The sequence below is a fragment of the Flavobacterium sp. genome, from assembly GCF_025352425.1.
Taxonomy (GTDB): domain Bacteria; phylum Bacteroidota; class Bacteroidia; order Flavobacteriales; family Flavobacteriaceae; genus Flavobacterium.
In genome coordinates this window covers 21,862-39,143 of sequence record NZ_JANXTI010000081.1, presented here as the reverse complement: position 1 = coordinate 39,143, position 17,282 = coordinate 21,862, and the positions used below count along the sequence as shown (strand labels likewise).

General features: G+C 35.2%; 19 protein-coding genes and 1 pseudogene. 6 read left to right on the top strand and 14 right to left on the bottom strand.

Annotation, left to right across the window (positions count from 1 at the left end):
• The 5 genes and pseudogenes from Q0Q99_RS10490 to Q0Q99_RS10470 all read left to right on the top strand — a co-directional run.
• A pseudogene (locus Q0Q99_RS10490) lies at nucleotides 1-121 on the top strand (IS982 family transposase); the annotation flags it as partial.
• Nucleotides 122-282: 161 nt separating this feature from the next.
• Nucleotides 283-2,133: a DNA mismatch repair endonuclease MutL gene (gene mutL / locus Q0Q99_RS10485; RefSeq protein WP_293895426.1), complete on the top strand. Its 1,851-nt coding sequence runs from the start codon at nucleotides 283-285 to the stop codon at nucleotides 2,131-2,133.
• Entirely contained in the window at nucleotides 2,130-2,888 is a 759-nt protein-coding gene (locus tag Q0Q99_RS10480) for a rhomboid family intramembrane serine protease (RefSeq protein WP_293895423.1), read from the top strand. The genes mutL and Q0Q99_RS10480 overlap by 4 nt, the downstream gene beginning before the upstream one ends.
• 3 nt (nucleotides 2,889-2,891) lie before the next feature.
• On the top strand, nucleotides 2,892-3,755 hold the full coding sequence (locus Q0Q99_RS10475) for a rhomboid family intramembrane serine protease (RefSeq protein ID WP_293895420.1): 864 nt from the start codon (nucleotides 2,892-2,894) through the stop codon (nucleotides 3,753-3,755).
• A 184-nt stretch (nucleotides 3,756-3,939) separates the two neighbouring features.
• Complete coding sequence (locus tag Q0Q99_RS10470) at nucleotides 3,940-4,989, top strand: endonuclease/exonuclease/phosphatase family protein (RefSeq protein ID WP_293895417.1); 1,050 nt, start codon at nucleotides 3,940-3,942, stop codon at nucleotides 4,987-4,989.
• Here Q0Q99_RS10470 and Q0Q99_RS10465 read toward each other — a convergent pair whose 3' ends face one another.
• The 14 genes from Q0Q99_RS10465 to Q0Q99_RS10400 form a co-directional block, all read right to left on the bottom strand.
• Nucleotides 4,990-5,604, bottom strand: a complete 615-nt coding sequence (locus Q0Q99_RS10465; protein WP_293895414.1) for a WbqC family protein — start codon at nucleotides 5,602-5,604, stop codon at nucleotides 4,990-4,992. It lies immediately after the preceding gene.
• 20 nt (nucleotides 5,605-5,624) lie between these two features.
• Nucleotides 5,625-6,002 carry a four helix bundle protein gene (locus tag Q0Q99_RS10460; protein ID WP_293895411.1) on the bottom strand — a complete coding sequence of 126 codons (378 nt, stop codon included), beginning with the start codon at nucleotides 6,000-6,002 and terminating at the stop codon, nucleotides 5,625-5,627.
• A gap of 42 nt (nucleotides 6,003-6,044) precedes the next feature.
• Complete coding sequence (lepB, locus tag Q0Q99_RS10455; RefSeq protein ID WP_293895407.1) at nucleotides 6,045-7,598, bottom strand: signal peptidase I; 1,554 nt, start codon at nucleotides 7,596-7,598, stop codon at nucleotides 6,045-6,047.
• A gap of 69 nt (nucleotides 7,599-7,667) precedes the next feature.
• The gene (gene dapB, locus Q0Q99_RS10450) at nucleotides 7,668-8,375 is read right to left on the bottom strand and encodes a 4-hydroxy-tetrahydrodipicolinate reductase (RefSeq protein ID WP_293895404.1); all 708 of its coding nucleotides are present in this window, start codon (nucleotides 8,373-8,375) and stop codon (nucleotides 7,668-7,670) included.
• Complete coding sequence (locus Q0Q99_RS10445) at nucleotides 8,375-8,932, bottom strand: DUF5683 domain-containing protein (RefSeq protein WP_293895401.1); 558 nt, start codon at nucleotides 8,930-8,932, stop codon at nucleotides 8,375-8,377. Before Q0Q99_RS10445 ends, dapB begins: the two co-directional genes overlap by 1 nt.
• Nucleotides 8,932-9,831 (bottom strand): ParB/RepB/Spo0J family partition protein, encoded by a 900-nt coding sequence (locus tag Q0Q99_RS10440; protein WP_293895398.1) that lies wholly within the window; start codon nucleotides 9,829-9,831, stop codon nucleotides 8,932-8,934. Before Q0Q99_RS10440 ends, Q0Q99_RS10445 begins: the two co-directional genes overlap by 1 nt.
• A gap of 3 nt (nucleotides 9,832-9,834) precedes the next feature.
• Entirely contained in the window at nucleotides 9,835-10,602 is a 768-nt protein-coding gene (locus Q0Q99_RS10435; RefSeq protein ID WP_293895395.1) for an AAA family ATPase, read from the bottom strand.
• Nucleotides 10,603-10,817: 215 nt separating this feature from the next.
• Entirely contained in the window at nucleotides 10,818-11,699 is an 882-nt protein-coding gene (locus Q0Q99_RS10430; protein WP_293895392.1) for an SDR family oxidoreductase, read from the bottom strand.
• Between the two features lie 85 nt (nucleotides 11,700-11,784).
• Nucleotides 11,785-12,912 carry a methionine aminotransferase gene (locus Q0Q99_RS10425; protein ID WP_293895389.1) on the bottom strand — a complete coding sequence of 376 codons (1,128 nt, stop codon included), beginning with the start codon at nucleotides 12,910-12,912 and terminating at the stop codon, nucleotides 11,785-11,787.
• 78 nt (nucleotides 12,913-12,990) lie between these two features.
• Complete coding sequence (locus tag Q0Q99_RS10420; protein WP_293895386.1) at nucleotides 12,991-13,497, bottom strand: nuclear transport factor 2 family protein; 507 nt, start codon at nucleotides 13,495-13,497, stop codon at nucleotides 12,991-12,993.
• A gap of 94 nt (nucleotides 13,498-13,591) precedes the next feature.
• Complete coding sequence (locus tag Q0Q99_RS10415; protein ID WP_293895383.1) at nucleotides 13,592-14,098, bottom strand: nuclear transport factor 2 family protein; 507 nt, start codon at nucleotides 14,096-14,098, stop codon at nucleotides 13,592-13,594.
• A gap of 94 nt (nucleotides 14,099-14,192) precedes the next feature.
• The gene (locus tag Q0Q99_RS10410) at nucleotides 14,193-14,600 is read right to left on the bottom strand and encodes a DUF1801 domain-containing protein (RefSeq protein ID WP_293895380.1); all 408 of its coding nucleotides are present in this window, start codon (nucleotides 14,598-14,600) and stop codon (nucleotides 14,193-14,195) included.
• 164 nt (nucleotides 14,601-14,764) lie between these two features.
• Nucleotides 14,765-15,532, bottom strand: a complete 768-nt coding sequence (locus Q0Q99_RS10405; protein ID WP_293895377.1) for a hypothetical protein — start codon at nucleotides 15,530-15,532, stop codon at nucleotides 14,765-14,767.
• A 130-nt stretch (nucleotides 15,533-15,662) separates the two neighbouring features.
• On the bottom strand, nucleotides 15,663-16,085 hold the full coding sequence (locus Q0Q99_RS10400) for a PH domain-containing protein (RefSeq protein WP_293895374.1): 423 nt from the start codon (nucleotides 16,083-16,085) through the stop codon (nucleotides 15,663-15,665).
• A 651-nt stretch (nucleotides 16,086-16,736) separates the two neighbouring features.
• Here Q0Q99_RS10400 and pyrR point away from each other — a divergent pair.
• Nucleotides 16,737-17,270 (top strand): bifunctional pyr operon transcriptional regulator/uracil phosphoribosyltransferase PyrR, encoded by a 534-nt coding sequence (gene pyrR, locus Q0Q99_RS10395; RefSeq protein ID WP_293895371.1) that lies wholly within the window; start codon nucleotides 16,737-16,739, stop codon nucleotides 17,268-17,270.
• The last annotated feature ends 12 nt before the right edge of the window (nucleotides 17,271-17,282 follow it).

The window sequence follows — 17,282 nt, the reverse complement described above, 5'->3', positions numbered from 1 at the left end:
AACTTTTGAAGGTTTTAAAACAAGAATTTTAGCAAAAATAACAGCATTAACATTGGTTCAGTATATCAATAAATTCATATTTGACAGACCAATAAACAATATTAAAAATCAAACAATTTAATTACACCCAACGGGTTATATAAAGAAAGAACCTATTCCATTATGAATAGGTTTTTTATTTTTAGCGAATTATTAAGTTTAAATCCCAATAGATTTTCATTAAATTTGCTAACTTCGGTTGCGAAATACTGAACACTCATTACCGAACACTGAACACTAAATATGTCGAGCATAATTCAATTACTTCCTGATCACGTTGCCAACCAAATTGCTGCCGGCGAAGTAGTGCAAAGACCAGCTTCCGTAGTTAAGGAATTATTAGAAAACGCGGTTGATGCCAAAGCAACTGACATAAAACTTATAGTTAAAGATGCCGGAAAATCACTGATTCAGGTCATTGATAATGGCGTTGGAATGAGTATTACCGATTCTCGTTTGTGTTTTGAGCGCCATGCTACTTCAAAAATCCGTCACGCGGAAGATTTATTTTCATTACATACCAAAGGATTTCGCGGCGAAGCATTAGCTTCTATTGCTGCGATTGCACATGTGGAAATGAAAACAAAGCAGGAGCAGGAAGAACTGGGAACGCATATCATTATTGAAGGCAGTAAGTTTGTTTCGCAGGAACCGGCAGTGTTGCCAAAGGGCACTTCGTTTTCGGTTAAGAATTTATTTTTTAATATTCCTGCCCGTCGGAATTTCTTAAAGTCGGATACTGTTGAACAACGCTATATTGTGGATGAATTTCATCGTGTTGCCTTGGCGCATCCGAATATTCATTTTACAATGTATCATAACGGCAGCGAAATGTTTAACCTGTCCATTTCGAATTTCAGGCAACGCATTGTCAATATTTTTTCCGGAAAAACCAACGAAAAATTAGTTCCTGCTAAAGAAGAAACCGAAATCGTAAACCTTCACGGATTCATCGGTAAGCCAGAGTTTTCAAAGAAAAACAGAGGCGAACAATTCTTTTTTGTCAACAACCGATTTATCAAAAGCGGTTATTTGCATCACGCAGTTATGGCGGCCTATGAAGGTTTGTTGAAAGACGGTTGTCAGCCTAGTTATTTTCTATACTTGGATGTCCCGCCACATACTATTGATATCAACATTCATCCAACGAAAACCGAAATAAAATTTGATGACGAACACGCCTTGTATGCTATTTTGCGTTCGTCAATAAAACACAGTTTGGGACAGTTTAATGTAGCGCCGATATTGGATTTTGACAGAGATCCAAATTTAGATACGCCTTATCAATACCAAAATAAAGAAGCCGAATATCCAACAATTCAGGTTGATAGGCAATACAATCCGTTTTCGGAGGAAAAGCCAAATAAATCTTTTGCTTCGTCTTCCAATTATAAAAAACCGGAAGCCCAACCGAGTTGGGAAAGTTTGTACGTTGGTTTGAAGCAAGCCAGTCATGATATTGCCGAAATGACTTTTGAAAATGATGCTGTTACTTCGTCGTTATTTGAAGAAAACGAAATTGAACAGGAAGTTAAGCGAACCTATCAAATTCAAAAAAAATATATTGTAAGCCCAATAAAATCGGGTCTGGTTATCATCAATCAGAAACGCGCACACGAACGTGTTTTGTATGAAGAATTTTTAACAAGCATGACGGTGCAGCAGGCATCAAGTCAGCAATTGTTGTTTCCGTTGCAGTTGTATTATTCATCAGCAGAGATTGAATTGATAGCAGAATTAAAATTTTCTTTGGAAAATACCGGATTTGTTTTTGAAACCATTAACGAAGACAATGTGGTAATTTCCGGTCTGCCGGTAAATGTGACAGAAAGTGAAATTTCTATTGTTTTGGAAGAGTTATTAAGTGATTTACAAGATGGAATTCCGGATAGCAGCTTTTGTCAAAATGATACAATTGCAAAATCGATGGCTAAAAGCCTGGCACTAAAAACCGGAACTTATTTGACCGAAAAAGAACAAGAAAATTTAGTGCACAATCTTTTTGCCTGCAGAGAGCCCAATGTGTCACCATTTCAAAAACCCACATTCATTACTATGAGTGTGGAAGATTTAGATAAAAAATTCAGCTTATGATGAATATCACGCCAGTTGTTAAGCAACTTTTGATAATAAATATTATTTTTTTTATAGGTTCACAATTTGTAGCGAATGCTTATCCATTGTTTTCCTTGTATTATCCTGAAAGCCCAAACTTTAGAGTTTGGCAGCCTTTAACGAGCATGTTTATGCATGCGCCAATGCCCAATTTAATGCATATTGTTTTCAATATGTTCGCCTTGGTATCTTTTGGTTCAGCTTTGGAACATTTTTGGGGCGCTAAAAAATTCATTTTCTTTTACATCTCTTGTGGATTAGGCGCGGCTCTGTTGCACACGGCATTTGGATATTACCAGTTTCACATAGGTCTTGAAAATTTGAAGGCAATTGGATGCGAAGATCAATTGGCTTCCTTTTTAAAAACAGGCAACCTTAGTTTTTCGGTTAGGCCTCCAAACATGAATGTCGAAGCTTTAGGAAATATGTTTAATGCATACAATACACCTTCACTTGGTGCTTCAGGAGCTATTTATGGATTGTTGACTGCGTTTGCTTTTATGTTTCCAATGGCGGAATTGGGAATTATGTTTATTCCAATTCCAATTAAAGCTAAATATTTTGTACCTGGATTGATTGCTGTCGACTTGTTTTTAGGCTTTAGCGGAAATTCCCTTTTTGGTGCTGGTGGAACCGGAATTGCCCATTTTGCGCATGTTGGTGGTGCAGTTACAGGTTTCATAATGATGTGGTTCTGGAAAAAAAATCAGTTTAACAAAAACCGTTGGAATTAAGAAGTGAATATATTTGATGACATAAAACTGCAATACAATATAGGCGGAATTGCCAATAAAATGATTTATTGGAATGTTGGCCTTTTTCTGTTGTCTATTATTTTTTTCTACCAATTTAAGACTGGGGCTTTTGACTTTCCCAATTGGGTAGCGGTTTCATCGGATACTAGGGTTGTTTTAACGCGGCCATGGACATTATTGACATACGCTTTTTTCCATTATGGATTTATGCATTTGTTTTTCAATATGATGGTGCTGAATTTTTCAAGCCGATTGTTTCTAACCTTTTTTACACAAAAACAATATTTAGGGTTATATGTTCTGAGTGCTATTTTCGCGGGTTTGTGTTTTGTTTTTAGCTTTTATCTTTTACATCAGACTTCAAGCATGATTGGGGCTTCGGCAGCAATAATGGCATTGTTGGTAGCTACAACGACTTACCAACCTTTAATGGAAATTAGATTGTTGTTAATAGGAAATGTAAAATTATGGCACATTACTGCCGTAATACTTTTGCTGGATTTACTTCAAATTCAAATGAATAACACCGGTGGTCACATTGCCCATTTGAGCGGAGCATTTTTTGGCTATATTTATATTAAGTTGTTACAAAACGGCACTGATTTAAGTAGAATTGTAAATTCGGTAATTGAATTTTTTGCCAATTTATTTACACAAAAAAAAACAACACCGTTTAAACGAGTACATGTAAACCCGAAAAAACCTCTGGTTAAAAGAGAAAGCAAGATTGTTACAAAAAGCAAAACCCAACAGCAGCTCGACGAAATTCTTGATAAAATCAGTCAATCGGGTTATGATAGTTTGAACGCAGAAGAGAAAGAGTTTCTTTTCAAGGCTGGTAAATAAAGTTTGTTTTCAAATATTGAAACGTAAATACGCCATATTCATTAATCAATGCGGCATAATCAAAGATAAATGTGTGAAATTGATTAATGAATGTGGCATATTCAAAGATAAATGTGTGGTATTGATTAATGAATGTGGCATATTCAAAGATAAATGTGTGACATTTACCATTTAATGAAAATAAATGAAAAAATTATCGTGGTTTAATAAAATAATTTTCGGTTTCAATATAGTAATTACTGTATTGACTTTCGTTGCTTATGTTTTACCATTCCTAGCGCCAAAAATGTTCCCGTTGCTTTCAGTATTAACCCTGATTTTGCCACTGTTTCTTATCTTAAATGCATTGTTTTTTATTTATTGGCTGTTGCAATTAAAGAGACAGGTAATTCTTTCGGGATTAGTATTGTTACTCGGAATTACTTTTATCAATAAATTTTACAAGTTTTCTTCCAGTGATATTGAGGCAACCGAGAAGGATTTTACAGTGATGAGCTACAATGTCCGCTTATTCAATTTATTCGACTGGATTGACAGCAATGACGTGGGCAATACTATTTTGGGTTTTATCAATGAGCAAAATCCAGATATTTTATGTATTCAGGAATATTCTGAAAGTGCCAAAGTTGATTTAAGAGTTTACAAATACAAAACCATCTTTATGGAAGGTAAACTAATCAAGACGGGACAAGCTATTTTTTCGAAATTTCCAATTTTTAATCAGGGCGATTTCAAAATTCCAACTGCAGGGAACAATATAATTTATGCCGATATTAAGAAGGGAAAAGACACTATTCGGGTATATAACATTCATTTGCAATCCATTAAGATTTCTCCTGATGTAAATGAAATCTCGGAACATGTTGATGCAATAAACCAAAGTAAATCCCAACAGCTTTTCAACAGAATCCGGGATGCTTTTAAGAAACAGGAACAACAAGCGGAAATTTTAGTGAAGCATAAAAATAGTTGCCCTTATCCTGTAATCATTTGCGGTGACATGAATAACAGCCCGTTTTCCTATGTATACAGAAGCATCAAATCTGATTTGAATGATTGTTTTGTGGAATCAGGAAATGGTTTTGGGCAAACATATAAATTCAAGTATTATCCTGCCCGGATTGATTATATTTTTGCCAACAAAAAAATGAAAGTCAAAAGCTTTAAAACTTTTACCGGTTTTGAAAACTCCGATCATTTCCCTATAATGACCCGTTTAAGTTTTATTGAGTAATTAAAGCTCTTGTTTCCTCAAATACTCCAACGCATATCTTCCTTCGTTGAATAATAAGTCTAAAATTGAAAGGTTGTTTAGATAACCATGTTTTTCACCAAAAACCTGAGTGTAAGGTTCAAAAAAAGCAATATCTTTTTTACCGTTGATTAGGTTTCTAAAGTCCTTTTTGTCTGTCACTTCATGAAAATATTCCGTAGTTTCTTCATAATCAAATTCCATTCGCAGGCATTTAGAAACAATTGACATCGTCTCCAGATTCAAGTCCAATAAAAAAGTATGCTTCTTTTGAAAAATTGGTGCAATGTCGTCTTCAAAATATTCAAAGAAAGGTGACGTTCTGTAAGCGGCTTCCAGTGATTTGAAGTGTTGTTTTTGCCAATCAAAAGCGGTTTCCAGTTTGACATCTTTAGTACGTTGGTGCGCTTCTTTGGTATGTTTTACAGGAACATTCAATAACTGAATTCCGTTTGGACTATAAATGTACATTCGGCTTCTGTTGGTCTGTTTCTGAAAATTATCTTCCATCTCAAACGTTACAACATCCGCCTTTGCAATCGCCACAAAATGACTGATGGAAGGGAAGTAACTTGGATGGATGATAATATTGTTCATTTGGTTATTCGGTAATTTGGTTATTTGGTTTCGCCAGATTTATCTAATTGGTAATTTCGAAGTGCATTTAGTTTGTTTGTGATACTTTCTAATTGCGCTCTTAATTTTAAATAATCAACTTCTGAAACAAAATCTAACTCAAATGAAATTATTAATTGGTTCAGAACTTCTACTGTTGAACCAAATGCCATTGTAGTAAAATGGGCTTTATCCTTATAGCTTTTTCGTGCCGAACCTTCAGCAATATCAGATGCTATTGATATTGAAGCTCTTCTAAGTTGTGATATTAAGCCAAATTTTTCGGTGTCGGGAAATCTTGTGGTTATTTCATATATGTGTTTTGAAAACTCTTTAGCTTCTACCCAAACGCCTAATTTTTCAAAAGAAAAAATGTACATAAAATTCCATTTTACAAATAACCAAATAACCAAAATACCAAATTAACTTTTACTCGCTTTTCTTTTCTTCCAAAAATAATCACCAACAAAATACAACGCTAACAAACCAAGGAAAAATTTGAAATAGGATTGTGGCTGTCCATCTCCGTTAACGGTTGTGAATAATCTTTCCCAACGGATTTTATGAATTCCTTTCCCATTGCTGTCCCAGCTCATCCATATAAAAACAGGTTTTCCAACAATGTGATCTTCCGGAACATAACCCCAATAACGGCTATCTTCTGAATTATGACGATTGTCTCCCATCATCCAATAGTAGTTCTGTTGGAAAGTGTAGGTTGTTGTTTTTTTGTCATCTATATAAATGTCATCGCCAACAACTTTTAAATCATGTTTTTCGTAAACGGAAATCAATCTTTTATAGAAAGGAAGCGTTTTACCATTTAAAGCTATTGTTTTTCCAGCTTGCGGAATGTATATCGGGCCAAAATTATCAGCATTCCAATTGGGATTGTGCGTGAAAATATTGGATTCACCTTCTTTGGCAACTATTTGTGTAACCGATTTAATCCCCGTAATACTTCTTAATGTCTCAGCGCCAGCTTTCGTTAATGCTCTTAAATATAAAGTGTCTCTTGCTTCCGTTTTAAAACCTGCCCCATCCGTAGAACCAACTTGATTTAATAAATCTTCAAAATCAATATCCGGATTATTCATGTCATAAGTTACCGCATATGAATATTGTGTCTTAGCTCTTTCGGGTAAAATCAACTCTTTTCCGTTGATGTAAACAGTTCCATTTTTTATTTGCAACGAATCGCCTGGTGTTCCTTGGCAACGTTTTACATAGTTCGATTTTTTATCTACCGGTTTTATGATGCTTCTTCCTGAAGTATCAAAGAATTTATAAACAGTATCTGCAGGCCAGTTAAAAACAACAATATCGTTCTTTTTTACTTTTTCAAAACCCGGAAATCTGAAATAAGGTAATTGAGGCCAACTCAAGTATGATTTTGTTTTGATAAGCGGCAATGTATCGTGAACCATTGGAGCGGCTACTGTTGTCATTGGCGTTCTGGCGCCATAATGAAATTTACTTACGAAAAGAAAATCACCAATTAGCAATGATTTCTCCAAAGAAGAAGTTGGAATCGTATAAGGTTGCATCACATAAGTATGTACCAATGTAGCTACAACCACGGCAAAAATCAGTGAACTGACAGTATCACCGGTTTTCGTTTTGGCTACCAAACTCCTTTCGGAAATATATTTAACATCTTGTGCGTAATTAATATAATAGATATAAAGACCACAAGAAAAAATGCCTAACAAAGTATCAGTTGTAGAATTTTTACCAAAACTTCTCAGGGTTTCTACCCAAACGACAGGAAATAGTATCAAATTTATTATTGGAATGAATAGTAGTATCGTCCACCAAGTTGGTCTTCTGATGATTTTCATCAAAATGATGGAGTTATATACGGGAATAAAAGCTTCCCAAGATTTTCTTCCTGCTTTTTCATATAATTTCCAGGTTCCTAAACCATGAATGATTTGAACTGCCAGGAAAAATATAAACCATTGGTATAATGACATGATATTGAGTTTAAAAGTTTATAGGTGTATTTATATTAGTATTTGTTACAGTTTTTTGAGTCGGTATTTTTATTTGGAATTTAATTCAAGAACATCTTTCATCGAGAAAACCCCTTTTTTGCCAATAATCCATTCAGCAGCAATCACGGCACCAAGCGCAAAACCTTCTCGGTTATGGGCTACATGTTTAATTTCGATAAAATCTACATCAGAATTGTAAACTACGCTGTGTGTTCCTGGAATATTATCAATTCGTTTCACATCAATAAATACATCATCTTCTTTTGGTTTTTCAATTACCCAATTGTTTTTATCCGTATGATTGATAATTGCATTTGCCAATGAAATGGCGGTTCCACTTGGTTTATCCAGTTTTTGTGTATGATGGATTTCTTCCATTGAGACTTTGTAATCGTTGAATTTAGCCATCATCTTCGCCAGGTAATCATTCAATTCAAAAAATAAATTCACGCCCAGACTAAAGTTAGAACCATACAGAAATGCGGCTTTTTTTTCGTTACAGAGTTTTTCTATCTGGTGGTAGTTTTCAAGCCAGCCTGTAGTACCTGAAATCACTGGAATTCCATAATTAAGTGCAGTAGAAATATATTCAACAGCGATACTTGGAGCACTAAAATCAATAGCAACATCCGCGTTTTCGAGACCATCAAAAGTATTGAATTCGTCTTTTTTTAACACAATTTCATGACTTCTTTCTAAAGCAATTCTTTCAATTACCTTACCCATTTTACCATATCCTAATAATGCTATTTTCATCAGAATTTGTAATTAAAAGTTAGACCTAAATTGGGTTTATAATTAATTTCATTTGGGTAAACATCGGGCTGAAACGACAATTTATCATTGACATTGAATTGCATCAAATGCGCATCAACATTGGCATCTACAATATTTAAGATATAAAAACCAACCGAAACTAACAATGATAAGTCACGGTTTCGTTGGTAAAAGCGTTGGGCTTGTATCAATCGGTTGTTGTCAAGATACTGATATTGGTCATCGTTAAATCCGGCCAACCTTCGTTTATAAGCATCGCGATACTTGTGGTATTTCTTATTGTTATCTATATAAAAATAAAGACTGGTTCCAATTGCACCGTACACCATAGGTATCTTCCAATATTTCTTGTTGTAGGCTTGTCCTAAACCAGGAACAATTGCAGAATAAAAAGCTGCTTTCGTAGGTCGGAGCGGATCTATTTCTTTGGATTTTACAGTATCCTTTGCTTTTATAGCGTCGCCGATTTCCTGAGAAAAAATTATTTGATTTCCAAATAGAAAAAAGAGTATCACTATGTAGAAAATCTTATTCACTAACCTTTAATAAGTTTGATAATGCGGTTAAAATCTTCTTCGGAATGAAACGGAATCGTAATTTTTCCTTTGCCATTTCCGGCAACTTTTACATCTATTTTTGAACCGAAGAAGTTAACAAATGCTTTTTTATGGTCATCCTCGACTTTGAATGAAGCTATCTTTTTGGATTTTACCGATGCGGGTTTAATGCTTTCTTGATAGTTTTTAACCAAAGCTTCTGTTTCCCGAACCGAAAGATTTTGACTTACAATTTTTTGGTATATATCAGTTTGAACATCCTGATCTTCGATATTGATAATGGCGCGGCCGTGCCCCATACTAATAAACCCATCACGAATTCCGGTTTGAATGATTGGATCTAACTTTAACAAACGTAAATAGTTAGCAATGGTAGAACGTTTTTTTCCAACGCGTTCACTCATTTGTTCCTGTGTCAATTGGATTTCGTCAATTAATCTTTGATACGAAAGCGCAATCTCAATTGGGTCTAAATCATGACGCTGAATGTTTTCTACCAAAGCCATTAACAACGACTCATTGTCATTGGCAATCCGAATGTAAGCCGGAACTGTAGTCAAGCCCACTAATCTGGAAGCACGCAAACGACGTTCTCCCGAAATCAATTGGTATTTATTGAAATCTAATTTTCGGACAGTAATTGGTTGAATTAATCCCAATTCTTTGATGGAGGATGCTAATTCCTGCAACGAATCTTCATTAAAATTACTTCTCGGTTGAAACGGATTTATGGCAATTGCCTCGATATCTAACTCGATGATATTGCCAACAAGTTTGTCTGCATTTTTATCACCAATCGATTTAATATCATTCTCAGGATCTTTCAATAAGGCTGATAAGCCTCTTCCTAATGCTTGTTTTTTTATAGCTTTTGCCATAGCTTAATTGCTGTTTTTCTTGATAATTTCCTGTGCTAAACTTAAGTAATTTGTAGCTCCTCTGCTGGTTGCATCAAAGTTAATAATACTTTCGCCAAAACTTGGTGCCTCACTTAATTTCACATTTCGTTGGATAATTGTTTTAAAAACCATATCGCTAAAATGTTTTTGCACTTCTTCAACCACCTGATTGGACAACCGTAAACGAGAGTCAAACATGGTTAATAAAAGTCCTTCAATATCCAGATTGGCGTTGTGTATTTTTTGAACACTTTTTATCGTGTTTAATAGTTTTCCCAAACCTTCCAAGGCAAAATATTCACATTGAATTGGGATAACCACACTATCGGCCGCTGTTAATGCATTTAATGTTAGTAAACCTAAAGATGGCGCACAGTCAATTAAAATATAATCATAATCATCTTTTACACTTTCCAATGCCTGTTTCAGCATGTACTCGCGGTTTTCCTTGTCAACCAATTCGATTTCAATGGCTACCAAATCAATATGCGATGGAATTACCCAAACATTGGGTGCGCTGCATGGAATAATTGCTTCTTCAGGAGTATTGCTGTGTTCCAGAATCTGATAGGTGCCAATAGCGATATTTTCTACATCAATGCCCAAACCGGAACTCGCGTTGGCCTGTGGATCAGCATCTATCAATAGCACCTTTTTTTCTAAAACTCCCAGTGATGCTGCAAGATTTACCGAAGTTGTTGTTTTTCCAACACCGCCTTTTTGATTGGCAATAGCAATGATTTTACCCATTTAATTTTTAAGAATTTTGAGCCGTAAAAATACAATTATTTATGGCTTTGGCAACGGATTTTTGTTAACAATGTTGTAAAGTTTTGAAGGAGCTTTTTCCAGCTTTCCACTATATCTTTTATAGCTGTCAGGTTTTAAAAACCTGACAGCTATAAAAGGATGCCGTTTCAATCTGGGCTAGGGTTGACGCTGTAACGCAAACCTGATTTAAAAGACTATTTACTTCCTTTATTTTTAATCATCGTCTCCAGCATATCCCACATTTCTTGGGGAATTTTTTCAAGGATATTGAATTGTCCGGCACCTTGTAACCATTCGCCACCATCAATGACAATGACTTCACCATTGATGTATGCAGAGAAATCGGAAACCAGATAGGCAGCAAGATTGGCTAATTCCTGATGGTCGCCAACACGTTTCAAAGGTACTTTTTTAGCCATATCAAATTTTTCGGCTAAATCGCCGGGAAGTAATCTGTCCCAGGCACCTTTTGTTGGGAATGGTCCGGGAGCAATGGCGTTCATTCGTATGCCATATTTTGCCCATTCAACGGCTAAACTTCTGGTCATTGCCAAAACGCCGGCTTTGGCAGTAGCACTTGGCACTACATATCCAGAGCCTGTCCAGGCATACGTTGTTACAATATTCAGGACATTGCAATTGGTTTGTTTTTCAGCAATCCAATGTTTTCCAAAGGCGAGTGTACAGTTTTTTGAACCTTTTAAAACAATATCAATAATTGTATCAAAAGCATTGGCAGAAAGCCGTTCGGTAGGAGAGATGAAGTTTCCCGCAGCATTGTTTAGTAATACATCTACTTTACCAAAGCTTTTCAATACTTCTGCAAGCATGGCTTCCACCTGCTCATAATGACGAACATCACATTGGATTGGAAGGCATCTCCCTCCAGTTTGTTTTTCCAGTTCAACTGCTGTGGCTTTTAGTTTTTCTAAATCCCGTGAAGTGATAGCAACTTTGGCACCCAATTCCAAAAAATATTTAGTCATGGCTTTACCCAAACCGCTTCCGCCACCAGTTACTACTATTACTTTATCTGATAAAGCATTATCGCGAAGCATTTTTGCAGAGAAATCCATAGTTATTTTTTTAGTAAATATATAAAGAAACCTTTAAAAAAATATGTCGAATCCAGAAGTGCGCAAAAAGTAAAGAGTCTTTTATTTATAACTTCATCAGTCGTTCTGCGGCTTCAATTAATGTCGCATCATCTTTGGCAAAGCAAAAACGGATGCATTTAGTAGCTGTCCCATTAGCATAGAAAGGTGAAATTGGGATAGTTGCTACACCAAAGTCGGTGACTAATCGTTTGGTGAATGCTATATCATTTTCGTTTGAAATATTAGCATACGAGGCGAGCTGAAAATAGGTACCTTCGCATGGTAACAGTTCCAGTTTCGTATCTTTCAGTAAATTGCGAAAGAAATCTCTTTTTTGTTGGTAGAAACTTCCCAAACTATATATATCAACACTATCTAAATATTCGGAAATTACCGCCTGCGAAAGACTATTCACACTGAAAACCAGGAACTGGTGTACTTTTTTGATTTCTTTCATCAAAGGTTCGGGCGCAATGAGGTAACCAATTTTCCAACCTGTAATGTGAAACGATTTCCCAAACGAAGAAACGATAATGGAGCAATTCCATAATTTTGGTCGGTGGTGTATTGAAATATGTGCTTGTTCAAAAGTTATGTATTCATAGACTTCATCCGAAAGAATAAGCAGGTGAGGGAAGGAGTCTATCAGTTTTTCCAACTGAAGAAAATCATTTTCAGTCCAGGTTTTTCCTGTTGGATTATGCGGATTATTAATGATGATAAGTTTTGTCTTTTTGTTTGTTGCAGCGTTTATTGTTTCCCAATTGGGCGTAAAATCTCCGTTAAGAGAAATACGAACAGGTTTGGCATTACTTAATAATATTGGGGCTTCGTAGCAATCATAACTCGGATCCAGAATAATAACTTCATCATTAGGATTTACTAAAGCTTGAATCGTGGCAAAAATTCCTTCGGTGGCACCGGCTGTAATCAGTATTTCATCCTTTGGTTTAATGCTCCTGTGATAGGATTGTAGGGTAAGTTCAGCGACTTTTTCTAAAAGTGACGGAAGTCCACTCATAGGTGCGTACTGGTGTACATTTTGGGTCGCAAGGCGGTTAACAATATCTGTTAAACGTTTGTCAATTGGAAAATTAGGGAAACCTTGCGAAAGGTTAATGGCGTTGTGTTCTGTTGCCATTTGCGACATGACTGTGAAGATAGTAGTACCACTATGCGGAAGTTTGGACATTTACTTTTATTAGGATTTTAAAAATACAAAAAAAGCACTTCCAATTGGAAGTGCCTCTCAAAATAAACTGTGGCAGAATTATTTTTTTTCCTTTTTTTTAGGCATATCAGATGCTCCCATATCACGAATGCAAATATATTTGCCATCTCTTTTTTCAAACAACGCCATATAATTTCCCGTAGATTTTGTTGTGCCTGTCGAATCAACTACTTTATAACTTCCTAACTCAACCGCTTGATTACCATCGTTTGAAGGGTAAACTTCGTTGCCGGTATACGATATTTTAGCTCCGGCTTCCATCCCGTCTATTTCTTCCTTCACTGATTTGTAAATAGCATCTTTACCTACCAGAGGCGGTTTGTTTTGTGAATAGCTTGTGGCATCGTCTGCATAATAAACAATTCCATCTGCTTTTCGGGCATTCATGGCATCTGCAAATGCGGATTCCATAGTTTGTAATTCGGCTTTAACCGCTTCTTTGTCTACAACAGGTGCTGCAGCAGCATCGTCTTTTTTAGGTTGGCAGGCAATTACTAATGTAGTAATAACAGCTACTGCAATCCCTTTTAACATCTTGTTTTTCATAAATTGGTTGGTTTAAATTATTTTTTTAGGTTAAACACAAGACCAAGGGCTTTTAATCATTAAAAAGCACTTCATAGTGAAGTGCTTTTCTTTTTTATTTTGTTTCTTTTTTAGGTATGTCCGAAGCTCCCATGTCTCTGACGCAAACAAATTTACCATCTTTTCTCTCAAAAAGGCTCATATAGTTTCCGGTAAATTTTACAGTTTCTTTGGCATCTACCACTTTATAGCTTCCAATTTCAACGACCTGATTGCCATCGCTTGAGGGAAATATTTCATTAACAGAGAAGGAAATTATATCCCCTTCGGGAAAACTTTCTAAATCATCTTTTATTGATTTGTCAATGGCGAACTTACCAACCAAGGGTGGTTTGTTTTGAGAAAAACTTGTGGCATCATTATCATAATATTCTTCAGAAGCAGCACTTCTCATATTATACATCTGTGCCATTACGGTTTCCATGGCTACAATTTCGGCTTTGATTTTTTCTTTGTCAACTGCTGGTGCAGCGTCGGTTGTGGATTCTTTTTTTGGTTGACAGGCAATAGCAAATGCTATCATAACGCCTAAGGCAAGACTTTTAAGTAATGTGTGTTTCATAAATTGATTTGTTTAAACTATTAATACTATAAGCAACATATCAAGATTCAGGATCATAAAGATAATAATATTTTATATACTGTCAGATATTTAGTTATTTTTTTACAACTGTATTAATTATTTTTTCCAAAACATTCAGATCAATGTCTGCCAACTTGTTAATATAGAGGCATCCAACGCCAGTTTTATGTTTGCCCAATTTGTTCAATGTGTCGGCTTTTGACTCCAGATGTAGCGGAAATAAGGAGAAATTAGCCTTTCGTGGTGAAAATCCAATTTTAAGCCAATCAACTTCTCTCCCTGATGCAGGGCTTTTATACCTGACATTACCAAAACCAATTACGGATGCGCCCCACATTTTAGGTTCTTCTCCGGTAGCTTTTTTTATCATTTCCATGATTACGAAACTGTCGTTGCGCTTTTGTTCATCGGCAACGCTATTTAAAAAATCGATTACACTTGCGTCGTTTTCCTTTGTTTTAATTTCCGCTACTTTAGTCATGTTATTATGTTTAATTTTCAAGAATGCTTTTCAAAGTGCGCTGTAATTATAAACAGGGCAAAAATGGCTGTTAGTACAAGTAGAATTGTAGTTATCATAATTATTTATTTTTTAGATTGTGTTACTAACTAACCCAGCCATTTAGGTTTTCGCTAATTTTTCCATTAAACAATAACATCTCGTTTGGTGAAAGTGAAATACAGTATTATTGCTAAAATTCCGAATAGAAATAGTATACTCGTAAGCGTGGCTCCTATACCCAAACCTCCATACTTTATCGGTTGCGAAAGATAGTCTCCAATTGACGCACCTAATGGTCTTGTCAATATATAAATAATCCAAAATGAAAGAACAGAATTTAGTTTTAACTTCTGTGCTATTACAATAATTGCAATTGTTGCAGCAATAATAAGTCCTGTGTTTAAATATCCAAGCTTTAATCCTTCGGCCATTAAATCTCCAGCTGCAGTACCTAATGCAAAAGTAAATAAAATGGTAAGCCAATAAAATCCTTCCCTTCTTTTAGTAAAAATGGAATGTATAGAAAGTGTTTTTTCTCTAGAGTACCATATAGAAAAGGTTAAAAGTAGAAGAATACTAAAAATAATTGTACTAGTTTCTAATCGGACCCCCAAATTATCAGTAAGAATATCGGTAATTAATGTACCAAAAACACTTATAAAAACTACAGTAATCCAATAAACGAAAGGAATATATTTTTTTGTTTTGAATTGGAAAAACATAGCAATAACTAATAGCACCCCCATTGTTATTGAAGTTCCGGTTAATCCAAAACCTAGGTTTTCATTTAAGTAATCAGCAAAAGTTTCTCCTACTGTGGTGCACAATACTTTTATAACCCAAAACAACAATGTTACTTGAGGAACTTTATTGAGCAGCTTTTCTTCGGTATTATTTAATTTAGAACCCATAGTAGTTGTTATTTATAAATTTGTCAATCGCTGAAATGAAAATTGCAATTTCAAGGCAATCATTACAAGGTGCCGCGTATTTGCGCTGTTAAAAGACGGTTTAATTTTTTTATTCCGCAAAATCACACGGTCAAAACTTCAATATTTTATTGAGTTTCAGAATTTCACTGACGAAAGTTTCATTTGTTTTTGGACTTATATAGATTTCGTCATACGTATTATACTTTATGATTAGACCATTTCTTGCTGTTGCTGGTTTCAAACCACTCCACATAGTTTTTCCATTTATTATTGTATGTATAGAATCAATTTGGATTTTCCCGGTAATAAAACCGCTTTGATAATTTAAGTATGTGTTTGTCAACACATACTTTGTACTATTAAGAGTCCATATTATAAATCCAATGACTGCAATAAAGAATATGTATGTCCAAATTCCATAACGTTCAAACCCATTTTTATTTATTTCCAAAATAGCCATTGTTATTATGAATAGTGCAATACCATAAATAATACCATAAAACAAAACATCTTTTCTACTTTTAAAATTCATTTTTTGAGTTTTTAGATTTCACTTAAGTTAATTTTTTTCAAATTTAGTTGTTAGTTCTTTTTGGTGAAATGGTCTTATAATGTGCCGTGGCTTTGCGCAGTGGCGACTTTTTTATAATTAGTTCTAAAGATAAGGAAAATTTAACTTTGTACTTTCCGACTAAGAAAGATAAAGCCAGCTATGTGTGAAACCACTTATAGGCAGGTTTTTTAGAATCAAACCAACTATTCGCTAAAATACGTGGTTTAAACTTCCATAAACCTGCCATAATATAACACAAAGCCAAGTTTATAGTTTGATGTTTTTGTTTCTCAAATATAACTATTATTACCACATGCACGCTATTTTCTTCCTACAAAAACCGTCGCTACTGATGAGTCTAAAAACGCTTTTGTATCCTCCGCAGCACCAGTAAATACAAGGCCTCAAATTGTTCCTTAACGATTGGTTACTTCTTGCTTAGTAATTTTTTTTTGTTGCGCAACAATTCATCAGTTCTTGCGCAACAATTGTTTGGTTCATAAGTATCATTTTTTTGAACAATAGGTTATTTTTTTTTTATAAGAATAAATAAAGCGAATAGGAGAACTTCTAACTCATAATTTATAATTCAAGAAAAAATACTACTTTTACAACCCAAACAACACTATCATGAGTCAGAAAGTATTGCTTACTTCAAAAGAAGTCAATATCATACTCCATCGTTTGGCTTGTCAGTTAATCGAAAATCATCTCGATTTTTCCAAATCCGTGCTTATAGGCATTCAGCCGCGCGGTGTTTCGCTTGCTGAACGTTTGAAGACCATTTTAGAAACCGAATACAATATCAAAAATATTCCGCTTGGCTTTTTGGACATTACGTTTTTTCGTGATGACTTCCGTCGTGGCGAAAAACAACTGGAAGCCAATAAAACCCAAATCGATTTCCTTGTAGAGGACAAGAAAATTGTCTTTATTGACGATGTACTTTTTACAGGAAGAAGCATTCGCGCAGCGCTAACTGCCATACAATCTTTTGGAAGACCATCGGAAATAGAATTATTGGTATTGATAGACAGACGATTCAGCCGCCATTTGCCCATACAGCCTGATTATCGGGGTAGGCAGGTGGATGTGATTAACGACGAGAATGTGAAGGTGTGCTGGAAAGAGAAGGATGGGGAGGATGCGGTTTATTTGAGTTAGGAAGCAAAAGAC